The organism is Actinokineospora sp. NPDC051303 (assembly GCF_055586285.1).
Genome location: NZ_JBVJIN010000019.1, coordinates 55,319 through 80,388, shown reverse-complemented (window position 1 = coordinate 80,388; position 25,070 = coordinate 55,319). Strand labels below are relative to the sequence as shown.

Sequence of the window (25,070 nt, the reverse complement as noted above, 5' to 3'; positions counted from 1 at the left end):
GAGTCGCGTGCGTTGGCCGCCGAGCAATTCGGCGCCGTCGTCCGCGAGGAAGCGCCAGCCATCCGCGACGCGGTGCTACACAACCTCGCCTTCAACGCCGACACCTTTGAAGGATGTCGCTTCGCCCGAGACGCTTGATCGGATCGCCACCAACGCCATCGGGCTCCGACTCGAGGACAAGGCGCTCGCCCGCGATGTCTACACCGATCTCCGTGACCAGGTGATCCACGCGCCAGAGGTTGGCATGACGTTGACGTGTCCGTCACGCTCTCACCCCTGGGAGAAAGGACCAGCAACCAGTCGCGGCTCGATGTTCGTGGCCACCATCCGCTGGGAGTACCGCGTCACCCCAGCAAACAGCACCCTGCGCTTCGCCTGCGTCTCTCACCTGGCCGAATACCGTGAAATGCTGCGTGACCCACGAGGCCGGGATGGTTCGAATAACGGCGGAGAAGCTCCACGGCCTCGGCCGACCCGGTTCGCGAAAGCGTGAACCGGGTCGGCCGTCGTTATATCTGGGGGGCGACCCCCAGACCCCCACGGTGCGTTGTCTCCCGAACCAGCCGGTCCTGGTGAGTGGTGTGGCAGATGTCGCTGTGCTCCGGTGGGTGGCCTGCCAGGTGCCACACTGTCCTGCTAGCTGTGTCCCAGGGAGTGGTCCGCTGTGGCTTGGCTGGTGGGTGGGTGTGGTGGTTAGCCGCGGATGGTTTCTGTGGTGGTGAGGGTGGGTTTGGGGGTGGTGGGGGGCCAGGTTAGGAGGGCGAGGCTGGAGGTTTTGAGGGTGGGGCGGGTGCCGGTGAGGGATTCCACGACGTCTTCTAGGTCGGGGTTGTGGCCGATCAGCAGGACGGTGTCGGCCGTGGCCGGGACGGCGGTGAGGACGGTGAGGATGGCGTTGGCGCCTTCGCCGTAGAGTTGTTCGTCGAAGGTTGTGGGGGGTGTGCGGGGCCAGTCGGCGGCTACCAGGTCCCAGGTTTGGCGGGTGCGGGTGGCGGGGGAGACCAGGGCCAAGTCGATGGGGGGCACGTTCTCGGCCAGCCAGCGGCCGACGGCGGGGGCGTCGCGCCTGCCGCGCTCGTTGAGGGGGCGGCGGTAGTCGGGGACGCCCTCCGGCCAGGCGGACTTCGCGTGCCGCAGAACCACCAACCGGCGCATGTGCCCCTCCTCGTCATGGACTCCCATCGAACCAGCTTCCGGTTCGCCCGTGTCGGGGACTCGCCAGTGTGCGCTGGTGGGGGTGTCGCGGGGTGGGGTTGATCACGTCACGGTCGACTTCTTCTTCGCGCGGATTCGGCGGACGACGAACCAGGTGACGGCCACGGCGGCCGCGCCGAGGATCCCGTACTCGAAGACCTGCGCGTAGTCCTCGATGAGGTGCCAACTCTGGCCCAGGGCGTAGCCCGCGAGCACGAACGCCGAGTTCCAGATCAAGCTGCCGGACCCGGTCAGCAGGACGAAGCGCCACAGCGGCATCCGGTGCACGCCAGCCGGAATGGAAATGAGACTGCGGAACACCGGCAGCATCCGGCCGAAGAACACCGCTTTGCCGCCGTGCCGATCGAACCAGCGCGACGTTCTGTCCACATCGGACGATCTGAGCAGCGGCATCCGGTCGGCCAGGGCGCGCAGCCGGTCCTCGCCCAGGCGCGCGCCGAGGAAGTACAGGGCCAGCGCGCCCACCAGGGACCCCAGGGTGGTGAACGCGATCGCCGCGCCCAGGCCGATGCCGCCGCGGCTCGCCGCGAAACCGGCCAGGGGCAGGAAAATCTCGCTCGGCAGCGGCGGGAACAGGTTCTCCGCCGCGATGAGCAGCCCCGCGCCGGGCGCGCCTAGGACGTCCATGACGTCGAGGGCCCAGCCGGTCAGGCCGCTGGTCGGCCCGCTCATCAGGCCACCTCACAAGATCGGTGGTCCCGCGCGCCTACGCACTGTGTTGATGATTCGCTCGCAAGCTCGCTCATCCGGCGGGCTCCTGGTGGGACGCGCACATGATCGCCGATATACCCGCCGGAGCGGGGCGGGGAAACCTGGTGTCCTCGCCCGTCGGAGCGGCCGACAGGAGAGGACACCAGGTCACGGCCGGGTCAGGTCACGCAGGGCGTGTCCTCCACGTTGGCCTTGGACTCCGCGATCACCACATCGGTGAGCAGGGTGTCGAGCACCACGGCCTGCTGGACGATCGTGCCGCCGCTGACCACCTGGCTGTTGAGCCGCAACTCGCCGATGACCAGCGGGATCGTCACCGGTCCGCTGCCCACGGCGATCGGCACGCCGTTGATCCGCAGACCCGCGACGCTGGACGCGCCGTGGAACACCGGCTGGAGCCCGTTCGGGCCCGCAACGCACGTCGCGGACGCCTCCGAGCTGACCACGCCCAACTCGATGGTCACCAGCAGCGCCGCGGTGATCCGGGTCTGGTCGACCCGGGCGTTCGCGTGCGACCCGTCGCCGGGAGCGGGCGGGGTGACCGGGGCGTTGTCCGGCTGCTGCTCGGTCTTGGCGTGCAATGCGTTCGTGCTCACCCGCAGGATGCCCGCGTTGAGCGTCGCCGTCGCCACGGTCTCCTCGTCGTCCACGCACGGCACGTCCGGCGGGTTGGCGCGCGCGACGACGATCCCCGCGACGTTGAGCGCGGTCGCCTGGCAGGAGAACGAGCCCAGCCGCTGGTACGACTTGATCCGCAGATCGGACAGCACCGGGCTGTCGCCTGCCGCGTTGGCTCGCAGCGTCGCCCTGACCTCGATGTAGCGGCCGATCTTGGCGAACTGCACGCCGTTGGCCACCTCGGTGAACGCCTCACTCGCCAGGCCCGCCTCGCTGTCGGAGGCGCGGGCCTCGACGGTGATCGACGTGCCCGCCGGCACCGACCCCTGCGGCTCGGTGTTCCAGGCGACCGTGCCCCAGGCGTGGCCAGCGGCTCCGCCGTCCTGCACGACCGACCAGGTGCCGACCGGCGCGGTGATCTCGCCGAGCACCGACCCGGTCATGTCGCTGTAGTTGTACGGGCCCGCGCCCGCGCCGAGGTCGACGGTCAGGTCCACCGCGCCGACCGGGAAGCCGCCCCCGCCGATCGGGCCCGCGTCCGGGTCGATCCGCATGGCGTTGTTGGTGTTGATGTTGGTGACCCACACCTTGCCGTTGCTGTCGACCGCGACACCGGTCGGGCCGGAGCCGCCGGGCAGGGTGACGTTGCCGACGTAGGTGCCGTCGGTGCGCAGGTGGCCGACCGTGGTGGCCGGGCCGATCAGCGAGTGCGCGACCCAGACGTTGCCGTCCCGGTCGACCGCGACGCCTTGCGCGTTGGCGTTGCCGTGCGGGTAGGCGTCGATCAGCGTGCCGTCCGGGGCGAGCTTGGCGACCCGGTTCCCGCTGACGTTGGTGTGCCAGATCTCGCCGGTGATCGGGTCAAGGCCCAGGCCGTAGTCGCCGTGCGTGCCGTCGAGACAGGCGTTGGCCCCGGTGCCCGGCTCGTAGCGCAGCAGCCCGAAGTTGCGCGCCGACCACAGGGTCCCGGCCTGGTCGATGAGGCCGCCGTAGCCGCCGCAGCCGAAGTTGACCTGGGTGCCCGGCACCGGGGCTCCGGTGCCGCCGTCGACCTTCTCGTGGTCGAGGTCCATGCCGCCGGTCCACAGGTTGTTCTCGCCGTCGACGGCGACCGTGCGGGTGTTGGAGCCGGTGACCCGGGTGTAGTTGATCAGGCACTCGTCCGCGGCCGTGGTGACGCCGCCGTCGTTGTCGACGCCGCCCGCGTTCGTCCACGGCCGGATGTCGCCGAGGCCGCGGCTGGTGGCGTAGCGGCCGTCCTGGTCGCGGTCCTGGCAGGTGTTGTAGGCGAACGGGCCGACGAGGTAGTCGCCCGCGGCGTCCGGGGCGCCGGACGCGTTGACCCGGGTGCCGCCGACGATCACGCCCACGCGGGTCACCGAGCCCTTGCCGCCCGCGCCCTCGTTGCGGTTGGACAGCCAGGTGTTGCCCAGTTTGTCGACGGTGGTGCGGGACGGGTTGCGGCCCCGGCCGTCCGGCGCGGACAGCCACTCGCCGACGATGGCTCCGGTGTCGACGTCGATGCGGACCATGGTGCCGCGCGCGGAGGCGGCGACGTTGACGAACGGGAAGAACGTGCTGGTCCGGTCGAGTTGGAGCTGGTCGCTGTTGGGGGCGTCGTGGTTGACGTCCTGCAGGACGCCTTGGTCGAAGTCCTCGTCGAGGGTGTAGAGGACGTCCACGCCGGGGACGGGCGCGGCTTCGGCGATTGGGGTGGTGATCAGGGGGAAAGTCAGCGCGGTTATCGCGACGACGGCTAATCGGGGGGTCGGTCTTCGCGTTCTGGTACGCATGGTGACCGGATTCCTTTCTGTATCACCGAAAGGTGGGCGGTGAAGGTGTGGGGCCCAGGTGGGGGGTCGCTGTGTGTGAAAAGCTTGTTACGGTCCGTTCGGGGGATTGATCGGTTGGGCGTTCTCCGGAGAGTCACGTTCTTTGGGGCGGACGCGGCTGCCCGATCGGGCGATTTCGCGGGGCTGGCTCGGGTGCGCGGGGTGATCGTCGCTGCTGGCGCGGCCGCGCTCAGGCGTCGTCGTCGGCGAGTTATCCACAGGCGGCGCGCACCCTCTTCCTCCGCCTGACCTGCGCCGATAGAATGGATCAGGGCTCGGCCCCCAGGGTGGGCGGGGCTTGTGGGGTGGGGGTTTTCGGGGAGTTTCGGGGTGGAGTCGGCGCGGGTGTGGGGCGCTGGTGGGTGGTTAGGCCGGGTGGGGGGTTCGGAGTTCGCGGTACTCGGCGAGGGCGGTGATCGCCGAGTTGGTGGCGGCGAGAAGCGGCAGTGCGATGGAGTCGGTTCGGATCGCGCGGTGGATCGCGCGGGCGGCGGCTGCGCGGCAGCGGCGATGGGGTAGGCCGGTGATCTTGCGAAGCCGGGCGAGCTTCAGCAGGCCGTGTGGCAGGTGGACGGTGGTGAAGGTTTGGGTGGCGCGGGACGGTGGGCGCGGTTGTGGTCGCCGGGCAGGTTTCGGGTAGTCACGGCTGTGGCGATTCCGACTGCGGGACTAGAGCCAGGATCGCGGCGCCGAGCGCCTGTGGTGCGCTGTCGGCGCCATTGACCGGCGTGGCGTAGGTGGAACGGCGGTTTCGTCACCGGTCCAGCGGGCGGGCGCGCTGGATGCTGTGCCGGGTCGGCGGCGCGGTCAGCGGGTCTTCTGGCCAGCGGTGCTTCGGGTAGCGGCCGCGGAGTTCGCCGCGGACCTGGGGGTAGCCGGTCGCCCAGAACGAGGCGAGGTCGGCGGTGACGGCCACCGGCCTGCCCGCGGGGGAGAGCAGGTGCAGCACCACCGGCACCCGCCCGTCGACCACCGCTGGGCTCGCTGTCCAACCGAAGACCTCTTGCACCTTCACCGGCAACGCGGGCACGTCCCCCGAGTAGTCCAGGCGCGCCTTCGAGCCGGACGGCACCTCGACGCGCTCGGGGACCAACTCGTCCAACCGCGCCGCGGCGGGCCAGGGGAGTAGGGCGCGCAGGGCCGAGGTCATGTCCAGGCGGCGCAGGTCGGCGCGGCCGCGCGCGTCGCCGATCCAGGACTCGGCCCGCGCCAGCAGCGTCTCGTCGTCCACGGCTGGCCAGGGGGCGCCCAGCACGCGGTGCAACAGCGCCAGCCGCTGCCGCAGCGACCGGGCCGCGTCGGAGAAGTGGACCAGCGCCAGCCCGCCGCGCCGCAAGCCGTCGAGCACCGCCGCCCGTACCGCCGCGCCCGGCGGCTGGGCCAGCGGCTTCTCCCGCAGCACGATCGCGCCCAGCCGCCGGACCCGCCGCGCCACGACGTCGCCGTCGACCCAGGCCACCTCGTCGGCGGTCGAGACCAGCGCGGGCGCGGCGGCCACCGCCAGGTCCTCGTCGGCGCGCGCGGCGAGCCGGACCCGGCCGTGCGCGGCGCCCGGCGGACGGTCGGCCACCGCGACGGCCAGCCACTGCGGGTCGCCCAGGCCGCTGCCGGGCGGCAGCTCGACGGCGGTGCCGCCCGCCATCAGGTAAACCGGCGCGTCACCGGAGCGGCGGCGGGCGAGCCGTTCGGGGTGGGCGAGCGCGGTGACCAGGGCCGCGTCGGCGGGCCGGTCGCGCGGGCCGTCGACCATCGCCGCCAGTCTGCGGACCTCGCGCCGCCAGCGCGCGGTCGAGGGGGAGCCGTTGCGCAGCGCGCGCAGGCTCGCGTCGAGGTCGGTGCTCGCCGCCAGGCCGTCGTCGTCGAGGACCGCGACGACCTCGGCGGCGTTGTCCGGGCCCACTTCCGCCGCGCCGTCCAGCAGGGCGCGCGCGAGCCGGGGGTGCAGGCCCAGACGAGCCATCGCTTTCCCGCGCTCGGTAACGCTGTCTCCGTCGAGCGCGCCCAGCGCCGTCAGCGTTGTCCGGCCCGCGGAAAGCGGACCGGCGGGCGGGGCGTCCCACCAGCGCAGCCCGCCGCCGTCCGGGGTGCCCCAGCAGGCCAGTTCCAGGGCGAGCCGGGTCAGGTCGGCGGTGCGGATCTCCGGCTCCGGGTAGCGGGGGAGCGTGCCGTGCTCGTGCTCCGGCCAGCACCGGTAGACCCGGCCGGGCGCCTCCCGGCCCGCGCGGCCCGCCCGTTGCTCGGCCACCGCGGCCGACACCCGCACTGTCGCCAGCCCGGACAGTCCGCGCCGGTGGTCCACTCTCGGCACCCGCGACTGGCCCGAGTCGACCACGACCCGCACGCCCGGGACGGTCAGGCTCGACTCGGCGACCGCCGTGGACAGCACCACCCGCCTGCGCGGCCCCGGCGCCAGCGCGGCGTCCTGCTCGGCCGCGGCTAGCCTGCCGTGCAGCGGGAGCACGTCCACGTCAAGACCGTGCAGCGCGCTGGCGACCCGGCGGATCTCGGCCGCGCCCGGCAGGAACACCAGCACGTCACCATCCACTTCCGACAGCGCCATGCGGACCGCGCGGGCCACGCAGCCCTCTATCCGCTCTCCGCGCAGCGGTGGCACATAACGGTGATCGACCGGGTAAGCCCGCGCCTCTACGCGAACCACGGGCGCACCGCCCAGCAGTTCGGCCAGCCTGCCCTCGGCGACCGTCGCGCTGGTCGCGAGCAGCCGAAGGTCCGGGCGCACCCCGTCGCGGGCGTCGAGGAGCAGGGCCAGCAGCAGGTCGGCGTCGAGGTGGCGCTCGTGGCACTCGTCCAGCAGCACGGTGTCCACTCCGGACAGCTCCGGGTCGTTCTGCAGGCGCCGCACCAACAGGCCCGAGGTGACCACCTCGACCCGGGTGTCCTTCGACGTCTTTCGGTCTCCGCGCACCGCGTAGCCGACCGTGCGCCCGACCGGCTCGCCCAGCAGCGCGGCCATCCGCGCCGCCGCCGCGCGCGCGGCCAGCCTGCGCGGCTCCGCGACCACGACCTTCCCCGACTCGGCCAGCGCCAGCGGCACCAGCGTCGTCTTGCCGGTGCCCGGCGGCGCGACCAGGACCGCGGCGCCGTGCTCGGCCACGGTCCGGGCGATCTCACCGAGGGCGGCGCGGACCGGGAGATCCGGAAGACGGTCGGGCAGTCGCATGGGACCAGCCTCTCAGCTTGCCCTCAGCGTGCGCGGGTAGCGTCGGAAAGCGTGACGAAGGGGGCCGTGCTGGACTGGGTCGGCACGCTGCTCAGGCTCGGATTGGCCGCGGTGTGGCTGGTCTCGGGCTGGATCAAGGTGCGCGACCCGAACCAGACGTTCATCGCCGTGCAGGCCTACGACCTGCTTCCCGGCGCGCTGGTAAGCGTGGTCGCCGCGGCCATGCCGTTCCTCGAACTCGCGCTCGGGCTGCTGCTGTTCGCCGGGCTCGGGACCCGGCTCACCGCGGTGCTGTCCGGCCTGGTGCTGCTCGCCTTCATCGGCGCGGTCGCCCAGTCGTGGGCGCGCGGGCTGAGCATCGACTGCGGCTGCTTCGGCGGCGGCGGCCAGGTCGCGGCGGGCGACACGCGGTATCCGCAGGAGTTGGCCAGGGACATCGGGTTCCTCGCCATGGCGGTGTGGCTGGCCGTGCGGCCGCGCACCCGTTTCTCGATCGACTCCCGGTTCGCCGGGACGAGTTAGGAAGGCCAGGGCAGACAGGTGGGTGGAGCGGAACGCAGCGCGCGCAAGCGGCGGCAGGGCCAGACCGGCGCCACACCCGCGGCCAGGAACGTGGTGGCCGCGGCGCGCGGCGCGAAGACCGACCGGAACAAGATCATCATCGGGGTCTTGGTGGTCCTGGTCATCGCGGGCGCCGTCATCGGCGGCGTGGTCTACACCAACAGCAAGAAGAACGCGACAGTCGGCCAGAGCATCCCCGTGCACCAGGTCAGCCTGGCCGTGCCGACCGTGCGCGAGGACGCGGCGGTCGTGGTCGGCAAGGACACCGCGAAGGTCACCGTCGACGTCTACGAAGACTTCCTGTGCCCCGTGTGCGCCTCCTTCGAGGACCGCTACGGCCAGCAGATCGACCAGCGGCTGGAAGCCGGGACGATCAAGGTCCGCTACCACCTGGTCAACATGCTCGCCAGCAGGTCCGACCCCGAGGGCTACTCCACCGACTCCGCCAACGCGGCGCTGCTGGCCGCCGACGAAGGCAAGTTCCTCCCCTTCCACAAGAGCCTCTTCGCCGAACAGCCCGAGGAAGGCGCGCGCGGCTGGACCAAGGACCAGCTCATCGACCTCGCCCGCGCCGTCGGCGTGACATCCCCGTCCTTCGCCGACGGAGTGAAGACGGGCAAGTACGACCAACTGATCACCGACGCGTACCGAAAAGCCAGCACCACGGACTACCTGTTGCAGGACCTCGGCGACGGCCGCAAGGGCTTCGGCACCCCCACCATCGCCGCGAACGGCAAAGCCCTCGACATCTCCGACCCCAAGTGGCTCGACAACCTGATCGCCGCGTCCCAGGGCTGACGGCCCTTTTGGGATGGCCTTGATCGGGGTCGAACCATGTCCGCGGCCGGGAACATGTCTCGCGGCGGGAGTCCGCGTGCCGGAGTGTTCGCTTGATTGGCCACCGGTTGCCGCGTGCGCCCCTCACACAGGTCCGGCTTTGGACGTCCCAGGCGCCGCCGTGTGCAGCCGCTGATCCAGCCAGCTGGTGAACTCGTGTGGTCCGTCGTCCACCTCGTCCGGGGACGAGTTGTGGGTGCTGACCTTGCCGAAGCGGAGAGCCGGGCAACGTGCTTGGCGTCATCGGGCAGGAGTCAGTCTGCCCAGACTGGGGTGGTGATAGTCGTGCTCCTGCGCTCCGGGGATCTGCTGTGGACGGTGCCATACGGCTGTCCACGGTGGGACACCACGCTTGCGTCGAATGCCCGACCACTGGCCGACTGGAAGTCCGAGATCGCGGGCAGGGCGCGCGATCTCGGACTTCGCCGCGGTTACTGGCTCGCGGCTGCCGACCACGGGAAGCGCAGCGCGGGGGCGTACTGGCTGCGCTGGTAGGCGGCGCAGAACCCGGCCTCGTCGCCCGCGAACCGCTGGTCCAGTGCGACCAGGGCGGGCCGTATGGCGTTCCACACCCGTTTGTGGCCCTCGTTGGTGCTGTCGTCCCGGACGGTGATCACCAGGTCGAGGCCGCGGTGGAGCGACACCCGCTGCCCGCCCGCGCCCGCGGCCCAGGCGAGACCGATGTCATAGCGCTCGTCGGTGTGCGGGGTGCCGCCGTAGTTGTGGGTGGTCGCGTTGAACGGGGCGTGCGGGTGGCGCGGCCAGGTGCTGTACGGGGAGCACGCGGTGTCGTTGGTGCCGGACGAGTAGCGCCATCCCTGGTGGGCGTTCATCTGGGTGAGGTAGCCGTAACCGGTGTTGGTGTCCTCGAACGCCGGGTGCGTCATCCGGTAAACGAACTTCTCCTCAAGCAGTTGGACGCCCTGCCAATTGCCCTTCTGCATCAACAACAGCCCGAGGCGGGACAAATCTTGGGTGGTGCTGTTGAGGCCGTACGCGATGTTGGCGCCATTCCAGTTCGACGCGCGCATGCCGAGCACGTCGAACAGGTAGCGCTGCGCGAATTGCTGAACGTTGGTGACGCCGGGGAACGCGGCGGGCTCGCGCTGAATCGCCCGGTTCATCACGGTGATCAGCTGGTTGATTTCCCGCAAGCCGAGCGCGTCGTAGCTCCAGCCGCCCTTCTGATCGGTCGCCAGACTGAACTTGGTCGACGTCATCGCGAGCACGTGCGCCAGCGTGGCCCGCGGGTTGATCGTCAGGGTCTCCCACGCCGACAGCCATTCCCGGACCGAGTCGGTGTCCTCCAGGCTGCTGCTGCGCTGCGCGATCATGCCGAACAGCGTCGCGGCGAACGTCTTGGTCACCGACGCGACGTGATAGGTCGATGTCGTGTCGGCGGGCCGATTGACCCAGCACAGCTTCCCGTGCCGGACAATGGTGAACGGGATGCTCGGCAGCGCGGCGTTGGCCTGGTCCAGCAGCGCCGGGTCCAACCCGCACCGCGCGGCGACCTGATCGCGTGGCACCTGCGCCCAAGCCTCAGCCCCCGGCTCATCCGCGGCGACGGCGGCGCTCACCGCACCAGGCACGGCCGCCGCGTCGCCGACCAGCGGCACGACCACCGCCGCGCTGAGCGCCACCACCACCGGACCAAGCCACCTGATGTGTCTCCGCACCGTCTGACTCCTCGCAGTGGGTCGAGATTCGATTAATGGACAAGCCTGCCCGAGTGCGATGTCACACACAATGGCATCGGCAACAACATCTCCCACGAATCGTTATGACCGAACACAAACCGGCCGATTGTCGGATTATGTGATATCGTCCGAGAGCGTATTCCACGGACTGCGCCACAGGCCCAAGCTGGAGTGCCGCAGAAAAGAAGAAAGCCGCCCCCGGCCGACTCATGCGGCTGGGACTGGCCGTCGCCGACAGCCTGGTAGTGGCCGAGCGCCACGAGCGCCCGCGACGCCGATGTCGGCCAACCGCCTGAAGCCCGCCGTCCGAAAGCGGGCGGCGCGTTCCACGGATCCCGCGTACGGACCCGCAGTCGGTTAGCAGTTCGTTCACATCCAGGCCGAGGGCCAACGACAGGTCGAAGGTGCCGTCCACGCCGTCCACAGCCGCGAAGTCGTCGTCCGCGTCGAGGCCGCGCGCCGTTTCGATCATCACCAAGCACAGGACGTGCGTTCGCTGTTCCGATACCGTGGTCGTCAACGCGTCGGTGGAGCGAACCGCGCCGCCGCCGCGGCCCCGCGTGCCCGTGGGCGGCCCCCGTCGTCGCTCGTGGCTGGTGTCGCCCTGGTCGCGCCACGCGCTGGCGGGAGGCCGACCGCCAACGCCTGACGCCACCGGGCGAACGATCCAGAGAGTCCAGCGACACTCGTCACACTCCGCTCTATTGGCCGCGAGCGGAAAGCACAAGTGGCCGTGAGCGGGGCGGGCTATCTGGCCGTACTCGGGGATCTTGAGTCGGCCGCTGACAACCAGACCACCAACGGTCAATCACAGCTGGTAGCTGTCTTCAAGTACCAGCCGATCGGCTGTTGATGTTGCCCATGTTTGCGGTGCCCCGGGATCGGCTCGTACAGGACGCACACCGGGCCGCGGTCTGCGAAGGGCTCGATCAGCCGGGTCAGACACCGCACCAGAGTGGACTTGCCCGACCCGGACAGGCCCATCACGACGCGGGGGTGGTCCGCCATGGTGAGACGGGTGAACTCACCGACGGTGAGTTGGTGGCCTTCATGCCCGATACGTATGTTCGGCTTTCGTGTTCCCGTGGGAGCTTCGCCGATCCACCTCGGACGGCGCTCGCGCCTTCGTCGCTAACTTGAGGTCAGGCACTCTCACGGTCGTCGACCTGGCCGCCGGAGAGATCCCGCGGGTCCTGGGGTTGACACTCCAGCGGGGAGTGAGTGTACAGTCACTCACATGACAAAACGACGTGCCACGCTTTCGACATCGGACGTCCGGCGCGACGCCGTGATCGAGGCGGCCGTCGTGGAGTTCGCCAAGGGTGGGTATCACGGCACGGCGGTCAGTGAGATCGCCGCGCGAGCGGCGATCTCGCCCGCGTATGTGTTCAAGCTGTTCCCCGCCAAGGTCGCATTGTTCGTTGCCGCGCTCGATCACTGTTACGAACTGGTGGAGCGTGCGCTGGCGACGGGAGCTGCTCGAGTGGGAAGTGGCGATCCCGAGCGGATCCTGCACGAGATGGGCGGAGCGTACGCCGAGCTGATCTCGGACCGGAATCTGATCATGCTGCAGGTGCATGCCCAGTCCGCCGCCGACATGCCGGAAATCGCCGATGCGGTTCGTCGGGGGCTGGCCAAGGTGACCGCCTTCGCCAAGAGTCGGTCCGGTGCCGAAGGCGCGCAAGTTCAGCGGTTCATGGCCTACGGGCAGCTTTGTCATCTGATCGCGACGCTCGATCTCGATGGTGACGAAGGAGAATGGTCCGCCATCCTGAGTGAAGGCATCCGGCATCCGAAGGTGCACGGGAAAGTCTGATCGGCCTCAACGGTCGCGTCTCGGTGACGGGGCCGTCTTTTTTGGCAAGCGAGTGATTGACTAGTCACACACTAGCGAGGGGGTAAGCGGATGAAGGAAGACACTGTCACCGCCGTGGAAATCGTCCTGCCTGGGCGGGTCGATCCGGCGGGATTGGTGACCAGTAGCAGGGAGCTGGCGGCGCCAGCGCCCGGAGAGGCACTGGTCCGGGTCGAGGCCGCGGGTGTCTCGTTCGCTGAGCAGCAGATGCGGCGCGGGAAGTACTACGACCAGCCGCCTTTCCCGTTCGTGCCCGGCTACGACGTCGTCGGCACCGTGGCCGCCGTGGGCCCGGGTGTCGACGCGGCCCTGGTCGGTCGTCGGGTGGCGGCGTTGACGAAGACCGGCGGCTGGAGCAGTCATATCCTGCTCGACACCGCGGATCTCGTCGGTGTCCCGAGCGGACTCGGCGCGGATGAGGCGGCGACGTTCGTGGTCAACGGGATTACGGCGTGGCAGATGCTGCATCGGATTGCCGGGGTGCGGCGGGGACAGACGATTCTCGTTCACGGGGCCAGTGGTGGCGTGGGTTCGACGCTTGTCCAGCTCGCCCGGCTGGCCGGGATCCGCGTGATCGGCACCGCGTCGGCCCGCAACGCCGTGAAGGTGGAAGCTCTTGGCGCGACCGCTGTCGACTATCGGGGTGACGTGCCGCGACGGGTCCGCGAACTGGCGCCTGACGGAGTGGCCGCCGTGTTCGACCACGTAGGCGGGCCTGGAATCATCGAATCGTTCCGGCTGCTGGCCTCCGGTGGCACGTTGGTCGCCTACGGGAGTGCGTCCACTAAGGACGAAGAAGGCGCTTCCCGACTGCCGGTGCTGAAGCTGTTCGCGCGGCTGTTGTGGTGGAACCTCCTGCCCAACAAGCGAAACGCGCACTTCTACAACGTGTGGGCGGGCAAGCGGAACGTCACCAGGTTCCGTGCCCGGCTCGCCGAGGACCTTGATGCCGTCTTCGATCTGGCCGCCCGAGGGCTGCTGCGCGCCCAGATCGCGGCCCGTTTTCCGCTGACCGAAGCCGCGGACGCCCTGGCACTAGCCGAATCTGGCACCGTCGCTGGGAAGGTCGTGCTCGTTCCCGGTTCCGAGAACTGACCGAATCCCTACACCGTAAGGAAGAACGTCATGATCAAGCCCTATCTGTCCGCGCATTACGAACCCGTCGCCGATGAGGCGACCGCGCACAACCTTACCGTTCGCGGTGCCCTTCCGCCCGAGCTGAACGGCCGCTACTTCCGCAACGGGCACAATCCGAAACCGGGTGACGTGCCGACGCACTGGTTCAAGGGCGCAGGCATGATCCACGGCCTGAGGCTTCGCGATGGCCAGGCCGAGTGGTACCGGAATCGGTGGGTCAAGACGCCTGCCCTGGACGGTGCGTCGTATATCCGTGACGACGGCAGCGTCGACTTGACGGCCAGCGTCGCGGGCACTCACATCATCGAACACGCAGGCCGCATTCTCGCCTTGCAGGAGGCCAACCTGCCGTTCGAGATGACGCCCGATCTGGACACGGTCGGCCCGTACGACTTCGGCGGAAGGCTGGCCACGGCGATGACGGCACATCCGAAGGAGGACCCGGCTACCGGGGAGCTGCACTTCTTCGCGTACTCGCCGATTCCGCCGCACCTCGTCTACTACGTGGCGTCGGCGGAAGGCCACATCGTCCACCAGCGGGTAGTCGAGGGAGCAGGGCCGTCCCTGATGCACGACTTCGCCATCACCGAGCACTTCGTGGTGTGGCTGGACATGTCGGTCGTCTTCGATATGGCCGAGACCTCCGGGATCCCGTATCGCTGGAGCAACACTTACCGGCCGCGGATCGGCGTGCTGCCGCGGTCCGGCGGCGCCGGGGTGACCTGGTATGACGTCGAGCCTGGCGCACTGCTGCACGTTTCCAATGCCTATGAGGACGGGAACGGCCGCGTGGTCGTCGAAGGTCCGCGTTTCGACCGGTCGGCGTGGGAGACGTCGTGGAAGTGGTGGATCGGTGCGCCGGGACATCCTGTCAACCCCAACGGAGGTGCGACACAGCACCGCTACGTCCTCGATCTGGCGACCGGACGGGCGAACGAGTCCATGCTGGACAGCCTGATCACGGACTTCCCGACCATCAATGAGGACTTTGTCGGCCGCCGCAACCGTTACAGCTACGCCGTCGCCTTCCCGGGATCCGGGCTTGATGGCATCGGAATCGTCAAGTACGACAACGAAACCGGCGAGCGGATTCTCGCGCCGACCGGGACGGGAAGGATTCCGGGTGAGGCGGTTTTCGTGCCGTCCGAAGGCGCGACCGCCGAAGACGACGGCTATCTACTGACCATAGTGGGAGACGCCGCGACTAGGTCGTCGGAGTTGCTCGTCCTTGACGCCCGCGATTTTACCGCGTCTCCTGTCGCGGCAGTCGAACTGCCTCGGCGTGTGCCTGGCGGTATCCACGGATCGTGGATCGCCGACTGAGTTTTTTTCGCATCGCAAGTGAGTGACCAATCAGTCAACGGAGGACATCATGACCTACCCAGATCGAGTGGACGAGAACGCGCCCGTCGTCGTCCGGCTCAGCACGCGGATCGCGGCGCCGATCGAGCGAGTCTGGACATTGCACATCGATATCGGTGGCTGGCCGGACTGGCACACCGGGATCGACACCGCCGAGCTGGAAATGCCGCTCGCCGAAGGCGCCGTGTTCCGCTGGCGTACCTCGGGGCTGACGATCGTTTCGACCGTGTACCGAATCGATTCTCCGCAGAGGATCGTGTGGGGTGGCTCCGCGCACGGGATCATCGGAATCCATTGCTGGACCTTTGAGTCCGACGGCGAAGGCACAACCGTCCGTACCGAGGAATCCTGGGACGGTGACCCCGTCAGCGCCGATCCGGAAAACATGCGAGTGGCGCTTGAGGACTCGCTGCGCGATTGGCTCGAAATCCTGCGCACGACAGCGGAATCCGGCCGGTCGTGACGTGGCCCCCGCTCCCCGCGGCGCTGTCGCGGTACTGGCCACGGCGCAGTTCCTGGTGGTGCTGACCACCTCGATCGTGAACGTGGCACTGCCGGAGATCGACCTCGACCTGTCCGCCACTGGGCAGGCCTGGGTCGTCAACTCCTACGTCCTGGTGTTCGGTGCGCTGCTGCTCTTGGGCGGGCGGCTCGGCGATGTGCTCGGGCGGCGTCGGATCTTCGGCGCGGGCGCCGTGATCTTCACCGCAGGCCTGCTCGCGGCCGGTTGGGCGGGAAGCACGGCGGTGCTGATCGGTGCGCGCGTCGCGCAGGGAGCAGGGGCGGCGCTGCTCGCGCCGACAGCGCTGGGCATGGTTCTCGCCCTCGCTCCATCCGGCGCCGCACGGGCCAAGGCGTTGAGCGCCTGGGGTGCGGCATCCGGAGTCGGGGGAGCGGCGGGAGTGCTGTTCGGTGGCGTGCTGACTGATGGGCTCGGCTGGCGTTCGGTGTTTCTCGCCGGTGTCCCGGTGGCTCTCGCGATCCTGGTCGCGACCTGGAAGCTGGTCCCGGCGGACTTCCCGGCGGGCGGCCGGATCGATCCGTGGGGGGCAGTGACGGTCACCGCCGGGCTTGTTGCCTCCACCTATGGTCTGTCCACCGCGGGTGCTCTGGGGTGGGCCGCACTCGGCCTGGGAGTCGTCCTGCTCGCTGTGTTCGCGGTGCTGCAGGTCCGCGGGGCGGATCCACTCATCCGTATCGCGCTCATCCGCTCGGGCGACGTCGTCCTGGCCAACGTCCTGATGGCGCTGCTGGGTGCCGCGTGGCTGGGTTTGTTCTTCTTTCTACCGCTCTACCAGCAGAAGGTGCTCGGATACCCGCCGGTGATCGCGGGTCTGACACAGCTGCCGTTGGCGGTCGCGATCACGATCGCGTCGGCGCTGACACCTCGGATGCTCCTGGTCGCCAATGCCAAGGTCTTATTGACTGGTTCGCTGCTGTTGGCGGCGGTCGGTTTGCTCTGGCTGGCCCGGATGCCTGCCGACGGCATGTTTCTCACGGACATCGCGGCGCCGTCTTTGCCGGTCGGGGTCGGGCTGGGAGTCGCGTTCGTGGTGCTGACCGGGCTCTCGGCGAGTGGGGTGTCCACAGGAGACGCCGGGCTGGCAGGTGGGCTCGTCAACACCACCCGCCAGGCTGGGGGAGCGGTGGGGTTATCCGTGTTCGTCGCGATATCCGCTTCCGCGGGATCCGCCGACGTGGCCGCATCCGCCCAAGTGCTCGCCGATGGCTACCGTGCCGCGTTGGTAGCGGCGGCAGCGGTCCTGGCGCTCGCGACGCTGGTGGCGGGCACAGTGAAGTACCGGACACTTGCGAAACAGACCAGCCGTAGGCAGGAGAAGCAGCTTCGTTCCAACAGAATCGCACGACACTAGGAGCGGGGTTCAGGATGGTCCGCAGCTGAGCCGTGCGCCGGGCCCGGACGACGCCCTCCGAAAAACTCAACGAACTCCTGATCAACCACAGTGTCGCACCACCACTTGAGACCAAGCTCCCCTGGCACAAACAACTCAGTGCCCCCCACATACACAGTCGGCATGAGGGGCGCCACAATCCAGCAGCCCAACCGGCAGGAGACGATCAAGCTGGAGAAACTTCCTCCAGAACTCCTCCATGGGGGCATCATGACCCCAACAATCCGACGATCGAGCGTCAAATACAAAAACCCGTCTGATCAGCAGAAACTCCATGATCAGACGGGCTCAAACACCTTGTGGAGGTTAGGGGACCTTACTCGAACATAAAAGACCAGGTCAGAGCACTGGAAGAGCTCCGTGAGAAGCTCCCAGGCCTCGATACCCCCGAGCCACCGTCGATGAAGCGCGACCGCCCCGGCCGTGCTCGGCAACTCGGCTCCGAACAAGTCGAGCAGCTGATTACCGGTTACCAGTCCGGCGCGACGGTGTACGAACTCGGTGACCGGTTCGGCATCGAACGGCGAACGGTCAGCAACATCCTCCACCGGCACGGCGTGCCGATGCGCCGCCGCAGCCTCACACCTGACCAGGTCGATGACGCCATCCACCTCTACAACCTCGGCTGGTCCCTGGCCCGAGTCGGCGACCACCTCGGCGTCAACCACACCACCGTGCGCAACAAGCTCCGCGAACGCGGCATCGCTACCCGAGACACCCACGGGCGCCCGCGCGTCGAAGCAGGTGATCCTCGGTGACCCGGCCAGCAGCTCGGTCAGGTTCGGAGGGGGCCACCGTCGTTCAGGCCGTCACCGTGATCATGGGCGTCGTCGTTGGACTCACCTTCCTCTTCGGCTTCGGGTGCGCCACGAGGCGCTGTTGTTTACGGATGGAGGTGGAAGACCGTCCATCGCTTCGTCGTCGTAGCGGCGGGGTGAAGCTGGAGGCAGCCTGATCCAGGGGTCGCTGGGGAGGGTGGGAGCAGCCTCGACAAAGTCGCGTCGGCCGGGTACTGCCGGACGGGCCGGGCGCGGTGAGCGAGACGGGAAGGTGTACGCGAGGAACCGGTTTCGTTACGCCTCTTCACGAATAGCCAGCTCTAACCCGGTGGATTTGGGCTGGTGGGCGGTGCGCACCCATTCCGGCAACGGGGTGGGAAACTTCAGGTCGGGTCTCCGAAGTCTGGGCCTGGAGGCCACGGTGAAGGTCTACGGCGTAGCCGTGGCGATGCCGCAGGGGTATAGCCGGGCGCCTCACCCGTCGACCGGACAACAGTGAACGTGGGAACCACCCCGGTCGCGTTCCCCGTCGCGCTGCGCAACCAGCGCAGTGGGCGGGGATAGACGCGACGCCTGTCGAAGGGCCGGGATTGGGGCGGAGTCGCCGTAGTACTCCGAGCCGGGGAAAGCCCGTGCGCATGGGGAAGGGCGACAGTGCGTCAGATAGAGAGGGAATGCAATGTCCGAAGACGCGCCGGTGAATACCGGCGCCGTGGTCTGGCCGGATGCGGAATCCGCGGCGATCACGGTACGGAGGATGCAGACCAAACTACATCGCTGGGCGACCGAGCAACCGGGTCGCCGGTTTGGTGATCTGTTCAACCTCGTTCATGATCCGGCGTTCCTGGTGTGCGCGTGGGAACGCGTCACGACCAACCAGGGCGCGCGGACCCCGGGCATCGACAAGGTCAGCGCTGGCTTGGTCGAGACCTGGGTGGGGGCCGAGGCTTTCCTGAGCCAGATCCGGGACGCGCTGAAGTCGGGCGCGTTCCGTCCGGTCGCGGTACGGCGGGTGATGATCCCCAAGGGGAGCATGGGGAAGTTCCGGAAGCTCGGGATTCCCACCATCACCGACCGGGTGGTCCAGGCAAGCCTGAAGTTGGTGCTCGAACCCATCTTCGAGGCAGACTTCAAACCCTGCTCGTATGGGTTTCGCCCGAACCGGCGCGCGCAGGACGCGGTGGCCGAGATTCATTACTACGCCTCGAAGCCCCGGAACTATCACTGGGTGCTGGAGGCGGACATCGAGGCCTGTTTCGATGAGATATCGCATCGGGCGCTGATGGACCGTCTGCGGGCGAGAATCGCGGACAAGCGGATGTGCGCGCTGGTGAAGGCGTTCCTGAAAGCCGGTGTTCTGACCGAACTCGGAAACCGGGAAGAGACACTGACAGGAACACCGCAGGGCGGAATCTTGTCCCCGCTGCTGGCCAACATCGCCCTGTCCGCGCTGGACGATTATTTCGACCGGCAGTGGCGGGAGATGGGCAGTAGATACCAGCGGGCCAAACGCAAGGCCGCCGGTCAGGGCGTGTGCAGACTCATCCGCTATGCGGATGATTTCGTCCTGATGGTGTCGGGAGACCGGCACCATGCCGAGGCATTGCGGGAGGAGGTGGCACTCGTGCTGGCTCCGTTGGGGCTGCGGCTGTCACCGGACAAGACCCGTGTGGTCCACATCGACGAGGGCTTCGATTTCCTCGGGTTCACCCTGCGCCGCCAGTGGAACCGAGGGACTCGCAAGTATTGTGTCTACACCAGACCGTCCAAGAAGGCCATTCAATCGGTCAAGGACAAAGTAAAGGTCAGGACGTACAGATCAACCCGAAATCAGGACCTGGATGTGGTGTTGAGAAGTGTCAACCGGGTCTTGGTGGGGTGGGCGAACTACTTCCGGCACGCAGTGGCCAAGACGGTGTTCAGCGCGATCGACAACCATGCATGGGGTCGATTGATGCGCTGGACACGCGCCAAATATGGCGGCCAGCGCCGGATCGGAATGGTCGAACTCCGACGTCGCTTCTGCGACAAGGGATGGCGGTTCGCCTACAACGGGGTCGTGTTCACCGGCGCAGCCAGCGTCGCAGTGACTCGCTACCGCTACCGCGGCAGCGCCATCCCGACCCCATGGACTCTCAAACCGGCAGCTGCCGCTATCAGTAGCTGACCAGCGGCCAAGGCGCATGGAGCGCCCGGTGCGGTGAAAGCCGCACGCCGGGTGCGGGAGGGGGCCTGCGGGAAACGGCCGGTGGCAACACCGGCACCGCGCCCGCAGGCCTACCTCACCAACGTCCTCAGTCTCGCGCTCCAGCTCGGCGTGCCCGCTTGGGTCGCGCCGCTCGTGGCTCCTGCGGTTGATCTTTCGATCCTCGGGCTGCTGCTCGGCACGCGGCATCTGGCGCTTGCCGGTGCATCCCCCGAGGTGCTGCGGCCTGCTCGTCGGCTGCTGATCTTCGCGAGCGTGGTCACGCTCGCGCTGAACGTGGCAGAACCTCTGATCGCGGGCGAGTTTGGTAAGGCGGCGTTCGACGCGGTAGGGCCGCTCCTCCTGATCGGTTGGTCAGAGGTCGGCCCCGGCCTCTTGCAAGCAATCGGCGCCACGAGTCGTGTGCCGGCCGCACGCGAAGTCAATCGGCCTGAGCGAGCTGTCCATGCTGACTCGGATGAGGGGGCGCCGGAGACGAGGCCCGAGCTCGACGAGGACGTCCCGCAGCAAGGTGACGAGCGAGCAGTCGTTGGGCGCACGCCGGAGGCTCTCTTGGCTCAGGCCCGGCGAGAAGACGCGGCTCACCGTGCGGCTCATCAGAAGCCGATATCCGCTGACACGTTGCGCGTCCGACTCGGGGTGGGGGCCGCTCGGGCCCGTCAGCTCGTCAAGATCGTCCGGTCCGAGTTCGAGGAGCAGGTCGCCGCCCAGCGAGCCGCGGGTGACGTGGTGCACGAAATGGAGGAGGCAACCACCATGGCCGCATGAACCGACCGTGTAGTGACCTGGAGCAGCCGTTCCCTGCTGGTCTTTCGCCGCGGTTGTCGACGCGGGGCAGCTAGCGAGGAACCTGCCAGATCTGCTGGCTTGCCGGATCCCAGTACCAGCGTTCCACGGCGGCGGTCCACAGGTACGGCAGTTCAGGTACGTCGACAATCTGCGGATGACCAGGCTGTCCGGGCGCTGCCAGCATGCCGTAATGATCGACGAAGACGGTGCGCTGGACCAGCGCTGTGGGCTGCCATTGCGGGTCACCGACGAGGATCACGGGAACGGAGTCGGGTGGAAGAGGCAGTACAGGGTTGTCGGGTGGCACGGGGATGCGCCACTCGCGCTCGTGCAGCCAGTCCGATCGGTTGGCCCCGGCCTCGAACCGTACGGCCCAGCCGCGGAGCTCCTCCGGCAGCGTCGCCAGGTGCTCGGTACGGGCGTACCAGACGGGGCCACCGCCGAGGTCGTACACGGTCTGCCGTCGCAGCAGCAGGCCCCACGGCGGCCACTGACGATGCAACAGCAGCCAGCGCAGATGCTCCAGCGGGCTCTCCGACAGGCACACCATCGGCGAGTCGGAGCCGAACGGCGCGAAGCCTCGGATTTGGCCTTCCCACAGGATGTTATGCAGCCGCTGCCATGGCTGTAGGTCTCGGATCGTCTGGGGCACCGTCGGCGTCATGGCTGCGGAGCTCGGCCGCCCGCAGAAATGGATCAGGAACTCGAACTGCGCCGGGCCTGCGGCGCCGAGCAATCCCGGCGGTTGCACCGTCATCGGACCGCGCCAGCTGCCGCAGCTGGGCGTGACAGCTCGCTCAGCACTAGGTGAAGCGCCCGACCAACCACGATACCAAGGTCCTCAACGAACCGGGCGAGGTCTTCAGTGGTTGCTCCATGAAGGAGCGTCATCGATCGGCGGACGGGATGGTCGCCATGAACTTCCGCGTTCCGCAACCGGTACGCAGCCCTGACGAACCGCTCCACCGACTCACGTCCGACGTTCAGCAGCGGGTCGTCTGCCAGGAGCCGTCCGGCGTTCCTAGCCGCAGGCGCGCCCTTCTGCGACCCCTCGATCCCGTGTCGCTTCAGGAACAGAGCTTCGCAACAGATGACGAGGTCGATGAGCCGGTCCCCTGGCTGGGCCTTGGAGCCGGCGAACACGAATCGACGCAACGCGACCTGCAACGACCGGTCCTCTTGAACTACTGAGTTCCCGAGCATCTCGTACACCTCACGTACGGCCTCGACCTGCTCGCCGGTTGTACGACTGGACCGGGTAGCTCTGCTCCCGCGTCACGGCCCACTGGTGAAACCGGGAGACCTGCACGCTGTTGGGGCCGCCGCTGAACTCCGCCGGTACCGCTAGGACCTGGATGGCTCGGCTGACCTGGCGGTCAGTCATCGGGCGCAGGGCCACGCCGTCTGCCAAGGCGATGTCGGTCATGCTCGACGTGAAGCCGTTGAGCGGGATGAACTCGACGAAGCGGAGGGTATCGGCCCGCAGGCCAGCATCCAGTCGGTTGAACTGGAGCTCGAACAGCGCCTCGTCGAACTCGTACGAGCGGCTGGCAATGATCATGGGTTCGAGCAAGTGCTCCACCAAGAGCCAGTCGAGCGGTCGCTGATTCAGCGAGAACTCGGTGCCGACCATGGTGTCGAGACGAGTGCCCAGGACGGGATCCGCGTCGATCGCCTCGCGAACGGCGGTCATCTCGGCGAAGGTGTTCAGCCAGCCGACGACTGTGACCCGCTCGGGCATGTGCCAGGCGTTGGGTCGCAGTGCGACGAAGGACTCTTGGCCATACCGCCACCAGTTCCGCACGTCCGCCATCGCGCCAACCCGTGGGGCGCCGTCGCGCTCCGCCAGGTCGCGCAGTGCGGCACCGAGCAGCGCGGCAACAGCGTTTCGGATCTTGTCTCTCGTAGGTGGTTGCATCGGCCCGTACCTCGCCGTCGACGTCCTGCTCGCGGAGGACCGGTCAGGCGCGAGCCGCACAGAATACAGTCGGCGTCCGCTGAGGACACGCGAAAATCGTCCGGCGCGTCGGCTTGCCGGCAGGCCCCGGAACGCGGCGGGACGTCATTCGGCCTCGTCTGCAGAGGAGAGCGCTGGGATGAACTCCGCGTGTTTGCGCTGGAGGTAGGCGCGGCTGGTCCGGTCCGTGGAGACCAGTTCGAGCGCCGAGCGGAACGCCTGGACCCTGCGGTCAGCCTGATCAAGCAGTTGTCCCCAAGTCACGACCCAGATCCGGTAGCGGGGATTGTTGGTGGTCAGGCCAGGTCGTGCGGGGTCGCTGTACAGGTTGCGGACCGCCACGTCGACCTCGGTACCGATCAGCCAGAAGTCCCAGTCGTGCGGCGCGCCGACGACCTCTGGATGGGCCGTGATGGCGGACGCGTAGTTGTTGACCTGGCCGAACTCGGTCATTGTGAGTCGCATCGGGCGCTTGAGCTCGACGACCAGGTGCCGGGTGCGTTCGCTCTCGGGCAGGGCGCGGGAGAACACCATGTCCACCCGTCCCCGCTTGCCGGACGGCAGCATCACCGGGTTCGAGGCGAACTCCACGTCGCCGCGTTCGGTGATCAGCGTGCGCACGACGCGGGTCAACCCGGTCTCCGAGAGCGCCAAGCTCCACTCATCGCCGAAGACCCACGGCTCGTTCACCAGCATCGGGTGGAGCTGGTCGACCTCACGGAACACGGTCTTGGTCTCGTCGGCGTACAGCAGCCCGCGCAACCCGTGCAGGAAGTCCGAGCGGTCCGCGATCGTCTGAGAGGCCCGGACGATCGAGGCCAGTTTGGTGCGTTCCAGCAGGTCGAACAGGACTTCCTGTTCGTCGTCGCTCAGGTCGAGCACTGCGTTCAGGATGCGGTTAGTGCGCGTGGGCTCGGCGCGGGTGGCCTCCTGGAGCAGTTGCAGGGATAGCTTCTTCTGCTTGACGTCCCGACCGATGGCTGGGCTGGCGACCACCGCGACGATGTCGAAGATCTCTCGCTCCACCTCCTCGGCGGCGCTGCGCGGCTCCCCGTGGTACGGGTACACCCCTTCGGCCTTCCACTCAGCGAGGATGCTGCCCTTCTGCTCGTCCAGCCGGCGGTTCAAGTAGTCCGCGAGCGCGCGTTGCGCGACCGCGAGCAACTCGCCGTGTCGGATATCGGGTACGTGAAGATCCGCCGGGCCCATCAGGTCGGGATCTCGGAACCCTTCCCACTGCAGGTAGGCGGTCCAGTGGATCGGCGCCGGCGGCATCCGGCCGAGCTTGTGCTCGGTGACAACTCCACCGCGTTCGTCACATAGATACAGGGTCTTGGACCGCATGTCGGCCGACCACTCGACGACACGCAGTCGAGGGCTGTCCTTTCCGTGCAGGGTTGCCGAATCGAGGTCCAGGTCGAGATCGACGTCGTGCGTGATGTGGTTCTGCGGATTGAGGTGATGGCCGCGGTAATGCACCTTGACCTCGGGGAGCGCCAGCAGGGACGCCGCCAACCGCGCGGTCAAGGGCAGCTGGATCTCTCCGTCGACCAAGCTCGCGACCCGCGAAGTCTGCCGAGCTTCCATTCGGACGGTCGTACCGGCCGGGCCGCTGGTTGGCCACGGGCCGTCGAACGTGAATTCGTTCGGCGCGCTGCGGTTTCCATGGATCACCGACTCGCTGAAGGTGTCGCCATCGGCCGATACCGATCGCCACTCGACGCGCTCCGCGATGCCGTAGGCAAGGAAGCGGCCACGACCGAGCTGGCCATGCAGCGGTCGGTTGATGTTCGGGGAGAACCGACCAGTCCGTTTCCACGACTCGCCGTGGGTCAGAAAGAAGTCCGAAACCTGGTCGTGGGGCATCCCGTGCCCGTCGTCCCGGACAACGATCTCCTCGGGCCCGTCGAGGCCCCCGATGGCGACCGTCGTCTCGACGTTCATTGCCTCCGCGTCGAGGGCGTTCCAGATCAGCTCGGCAAGGATGTCGACCGGGCTCGCGCGCTCCACATAGCCGAGGATGGTGTCCCGGCCTGCGCGTACCTGCTTGGTCTCCACCGCCACAGCTTACGGATCAGCGAGTGCTCCGTCAGGCTTCTGACGTGCCCGTCTCCTCGGTCTAATGTGTGCGCCCGGCGTGGCCACCGTGCATCGGACGAGGGCGGCCCGCGGTCGCCGTTACACGACTCCACCCGAACGTGTACTTGCACCTCACAGCCTCATCGCGGGCAACTAGCCTGCGGTATGCGTGTTCGGCAGTTGCGTATCTCGTCCTTTCGAGGTTGGCGAGCACTGGAGTTGCGAGCAGGACAACACGCCTTGGTCGTCGGCGAGCCCCGAGCGGGCAGGAGCGACCTCATCGAGGCAATCCGCCGGGTGCTTGACCCCGACTCGACACGGACTCCACCCAACGAGTT

Annotated in this window: 21 protein-coding genes; 12 read left to right on the top strand and 9 right to left on the bottom strand. The window is 68.2% G+C overall.

Annotated elements, in window-relative coordinates; translation table 11 throughout:
• The first annotated feature begins 12 nt into the window (after positions 1-12).
• Positions 13-138 carry a hypothetical protein gene (locus ACZ6SD_RS16880; RefSeq protein WP_465317859.1) on the top strand — a complete coding sequence of 42 codons (126 nt, stop codon included), beginning with the start codon at positions 13-15 and terminating at the stop codon, positions 136-138.
• Positions 107-493 (top strand): hypothetical protein, encoded by a 387-nt coding sequence (locus tag ACZ6SD_RS16875; protein WP_465317858.1) that lies wholly within the window; start codon positions 107-109, stop codon positions 491-493. The genes ACZ6SD_RS16880 and ACZ6SD_RS16875 overlap by 32 nt, the downstream gene beginning before the upstream one ends.
• Positions 494-693: 200 nt before the next feature.
• Here ACZ6SD_RS16875 and ACZ6SD_RS16870 read toward each other — a convergent pair whose 3' ends face one another.
• From ACZ6SD_RS16870 to hrpB, 4 genes are all read right to left on the bottom strand, one after another.
• Entirely contained in the window at positions 694-1,155 is a 462-nt protein-coding gene (locus ACZ6SD_RS16870; protein ID WP_465317857.1) for a SixA phosphatase family protein, read from the bottom strand.
• Positions 1,156-1,257: 102 nt separating this feature from the next.
• Positions 1,258-1,887: a DedA family protein gene (locus ACZ6SD_RS16865; protein ID WP_465317856.1), complete on the bottom strand. Its 630-nt coding sequence runs from the start codon at positions 1,885-1,887 to the stop codon at positions 1,258-1,260.
• A gap of 197 nt (positions 1,888-2,084) precedes the next feature.
• Entirely contained in the window at positions 2,085-4,337 is a 2,253-nt protein-coding gene (locus tag ACZ6SD_RS16860) for a hypothetical protein (protein ID WP_465317855.1), read from the bottom strand.
• 793 nt (positions 4,338-5,130) lie between these two features.
• The gene (gene hrpB / locus ACZ6SD_RS16855) at positions 5,131-7,557 is read right to left on the bottom strand and encodes an ATP-dependent helicase HrpB (protein ID WP_465317854.1); all 2,427 of its coding nucleotides are present in this window, start codon (positions 7,555-7,557) and stop codon (positions 5,131-5,133) included.
• 66 nt (positions 7,558-7,623) lie between these two features.
• On the opposite strand from hrpB, the gene ACZ6SD_RS16850 reads away from it, so the two are divergent.
• Together ACZ6SD_RS16850 and ACZ6SD_RS16845 are read left to right on the top strand one after the other, a co-directional pair.
• On the top strand, positions 7,624-8,079 hold the full coding sequence (locus ACZ6SD_RS16850) for a MauE/DoxX family redox-associated membrane protein (protein ID WP_465317905.1): 456 nt from the start codon (positions 7,624-7,626) through the stop codon (positions 8,077-8,079).
• 18 nt (positions 8,080-8,097) lie between these two features.
• The gene (locus tag ACZ6SD_RS16845) at positions 8,098-8,916 is read left to right on the top strand and encodes a DsbA family protein (RefSeq protein ID WP_465317853.1); all 819 of its coding nucleotides are present in this window, start codon (positions 8,098-8,100) and stop codon (positions 8,914-8,916) included.
• A gap of 470 nt (positions 8,917-9,386) precedes the next feature.
• On the opposite strand, the gene ACZ6SD_RS16840 is transcribed toward ACZ6SD_RS16845, so the two are convergent.
• Positions 9,387-10,634 carry a serine hydrolase domain-containing protein gene (locus tag ACZ6SD_RS16840; protein WP_465317852.1) on the bottom strand — a complete coding sequence of 416 codons (1,248 nt, stop codon included), beginning with the start codon at positions 10,632-10,634 and terminating at the stop codon, positions 9,387-9,389.
• A gap of 1,258 nt (positions 10,635-11,892) precedes the next feature.
• Here ACZ6SD_RS16840 and ACZ6SD_RS16835 point away from each other — a divergent pair.
• The 8 genes from ACZ6SD_RS16835 to ACZ6SD_RS16800 all read left to right on the top strand — a co-directional run bounded on the left by ACZ6SD_RS16835 (position 11,893) and on the right by ACZ6SD_RS16800 (position 20,675).
• The gene (locus ACZ6SD_RS16835; protein WP_465317851.1) at positions 11,893-12,471 is read left to right on the top strand and encodes a TetR/AcrR family transcriptional regulator; all 579 of its coding nucleotides are present in this window, start codon (positions 11,893-11,895) and stop codon (positions 12,469-12,471) included.
• A 90-nt stretch (positions 12,472-12,561) separates the two neighbouring features.
• Complete coding sequence (locus tag ACZ6SD_RS16830) at positions 12,562-13,605, top strand: medium chain dehydrogenase/reductase family protein (protein ID WP_465317850.1); 1,044 nt, start codon at positions 12,562-12,564, stop codon at positions 13,603-13,605.
• A 30-nt stretch (positions 13,606-13,635) separates the two neighbouring features.
• Positions 13,636-14,970: a carotenoid oxygenase family protein gene (locus ACZ6SD_RS16825; protein WP_465317849.1), complete on the top strand. Its 1,335-nt coding sequence runs from the start codon at positions 13,636-13,638 to the stop codon at positions 14,968-14,970.
• 67 nt (positions 14,971-15,037) lie between these two features.
• Entirely contained in the window at positions 15,038-15,472 is a 435-nt protein-coding gene (locus ACZ6SD_RS16820; protein WP_465317848.1) for an SRPBCC family protein, read from the top strand.
• A gap of 1 nt (position 15,473) precedes the next feature.
• Entirely contained in the window at positions 15,474-16,883 is a 1,410-nt protein-coding gene (locus tag ACZ6SD_RS16815) for an MFS transporter (protein ID WP_465317847.1), read from the top strand.
• A 440-nt stretch (positions 16,884-17,323) separates the two neighbouring features.
• On the top strand, positions 17,324-17,680 hold the full coding sequence (locus ACZ6SD_RS16810) for a helix-turn-helix domain containing protein (protein WP_465317846.1): 357 nt from the start codon (positions 17,324-17,326) through the stop codon (positions 17,678-17,680).
• A 700-nt stretch (positions 17,681-18,380) separates the two neighbouring features.
• Positions 18,381-19,868, top strand: coding sequence for a group II intron reverse transcriptase/maturase (gene ltrA / locus ACZ6SD_RS16805; RefSeq protein ID WP_465317845.1), 1,488 nt, complete (start codon positions 18,381-18,383; stop codon positions 19,866-19,868).
• A gap of 81 nt (positions 19,869-19,949) precedes the next feature.
• Positions 19,950-20,675: a hypothetical protein gene (locus ACZ6SD_RS16800; protein ID WP_465317904.1), complete on the top strand. Its 726-nt coding sequence runs from the start codon at positions 19,950-19,952 to the stop codon at positions 20,673-20,675.
• A 70-nt stretch (positions 20,676-20,745) separates the two neighbouring features.
• Here the strand turns inward: ACZ6SD_RS16800 and ACZ6SD_RS16795 are convergent, their stop codons facing one another.
• The 4 genes from ACZ6SD_RS16795 to ACZ6SD_RS16780 form a co-directional block, all read right to left on the bottom strand.
• On the bottom strand, positions 20,746-21,453 hold the full coding sequence (locus ACZ6SD_RS16795) for a hypothetical protein (RefSeq protein ID WP_465317844.1): 708 nt from the start codon (positions 21,451-21,453) through the stop codon (positions 20,746-20,748).
• Positions 21,450-21,908: a hypothetical protein gene (locus tag ACZ6SD_RS16790; RefSeq protein WP_465317843.1), complete on the bottom strand. Its 459-nt coding sequence runs from the start codon at positions 21,906-21,908 to the stop codon at positions 21,450-21,452. The genes ACZ6SD_RS16795 and ACZ6SD_RS16790 overlap by 4 nt, the downstream gene beginning before the upstream one ends.
• Before the next feature lies 1 nt (position 21,909).
• On the bottom strand, positions 21,910-22,509 hold the full coding sequence (locus ACZ6SD_RS16785) for a hypothetical protein (RefSeq protein WP_465317842.1): 600 nt from the start codon (positions 22,507-22,509) through the stop codon (positions 21,910-21,912).
• A gap of 249 nt (positions 22,510-22,758) precedes the next feature.
• The gene (locus ACZ6SD_RS16780) at positions 22,759-24,711 is read right to left on the bottom strand and encodes an ATP-binding protein (RefSeq protein WP_465317841.1); all 1,953 of its coding nucleotides are present in this window, start codon (positions 24,709-24,711) and stop codon (positions 22,759-22,761) included.
• Positions 24,712-25,070: the final 359 nt, after the last annotated feature.

Excerpts from the sequence above, each read along its gene's own strand:
- ACZ6SD_RS16870 (WP_465317857.1), bottom strand. The coding sequence starts at position 1,155 with ATGCGCCGGTTGGTGGTTCTGCGGCACGCGAAGTCCGCCTGGCCGGAG.
- ACZ6SD_RS16865 (WP_465317856.1), bottom strand. The coding sequence starts at position 1,887 with ATGAGCGGGCCGACCAGCGGCCTGACCGGCTGGGCCCTCGACGTCATG.
- ACZ6SD_RS16860 (WP_465317855.1), bottom strand. The coding sequence starts at position 4,337 with ATGCGTACCAGAACGCGAAGACCGACCCCCCGATTAGCCGTCGTCGCG.
- hrpB (WP_465317854.1), bottom strand. The coding sequence starts at position 7,557 with ATGCGACTGCCCGACCGTCTTCCGGATCTCCCGGTCCGCGCCGCCCTC.
- ACZ6SD_RS16835 (WP_465317851.1), top strand. The coding sequence starts at position 11,893 with ATGACAAAACGACGTGCCACGCTTTCGACATCGGACGTCCGGCGCGAC.
- ACZ6SD_RS16830 (WP_465317850.1), top strand. The coding sequence starts at position 12,562 with ATGAAGGAAGACACTGTCACCGCCGTGGAAATCGTCCTGCCTGGGCGG.
- ACZ6SD_RS16825 (WP_465317849.1), top strand. The coding sequence starts at position 13,636 with ATGATCAAGCCCTATCTGTCCGCGCATTACGAACCCGTCGCCGATGAG.
- ACZ6SD_RS16810 (WP_465317846.1), top strand. The coding sequence starts at position 17,324 with ATGAAGCGCGACCGCCCCGGCCGTGCTCGGCAACTCGGCTCCGAACAA.
- ltrA (WP_465317845.1), top strand. The coding sequence starts at position 18,381 with ATGTCCGAAGACGCGCCGGTGAATACCGGCGCCGTGGTCTGGCCGGAT.
- ACZ6SD_RS16795 (WP_465317844.1), bottom strand. The coding sequence starts at position 21,453 with ATGACGGTGCAACCGCCGGGATTGCTCGGCGCCGCAGGCCCGGCGCAG.
- ACZ6SD_RS16785 (WP_465317842.1), bottom strand. The coding sequence starts at position 22,509 with ATGGCGGACGTGCGGAACTGGTGGCGGTATGGCCAAGAGTCCTTCGTC.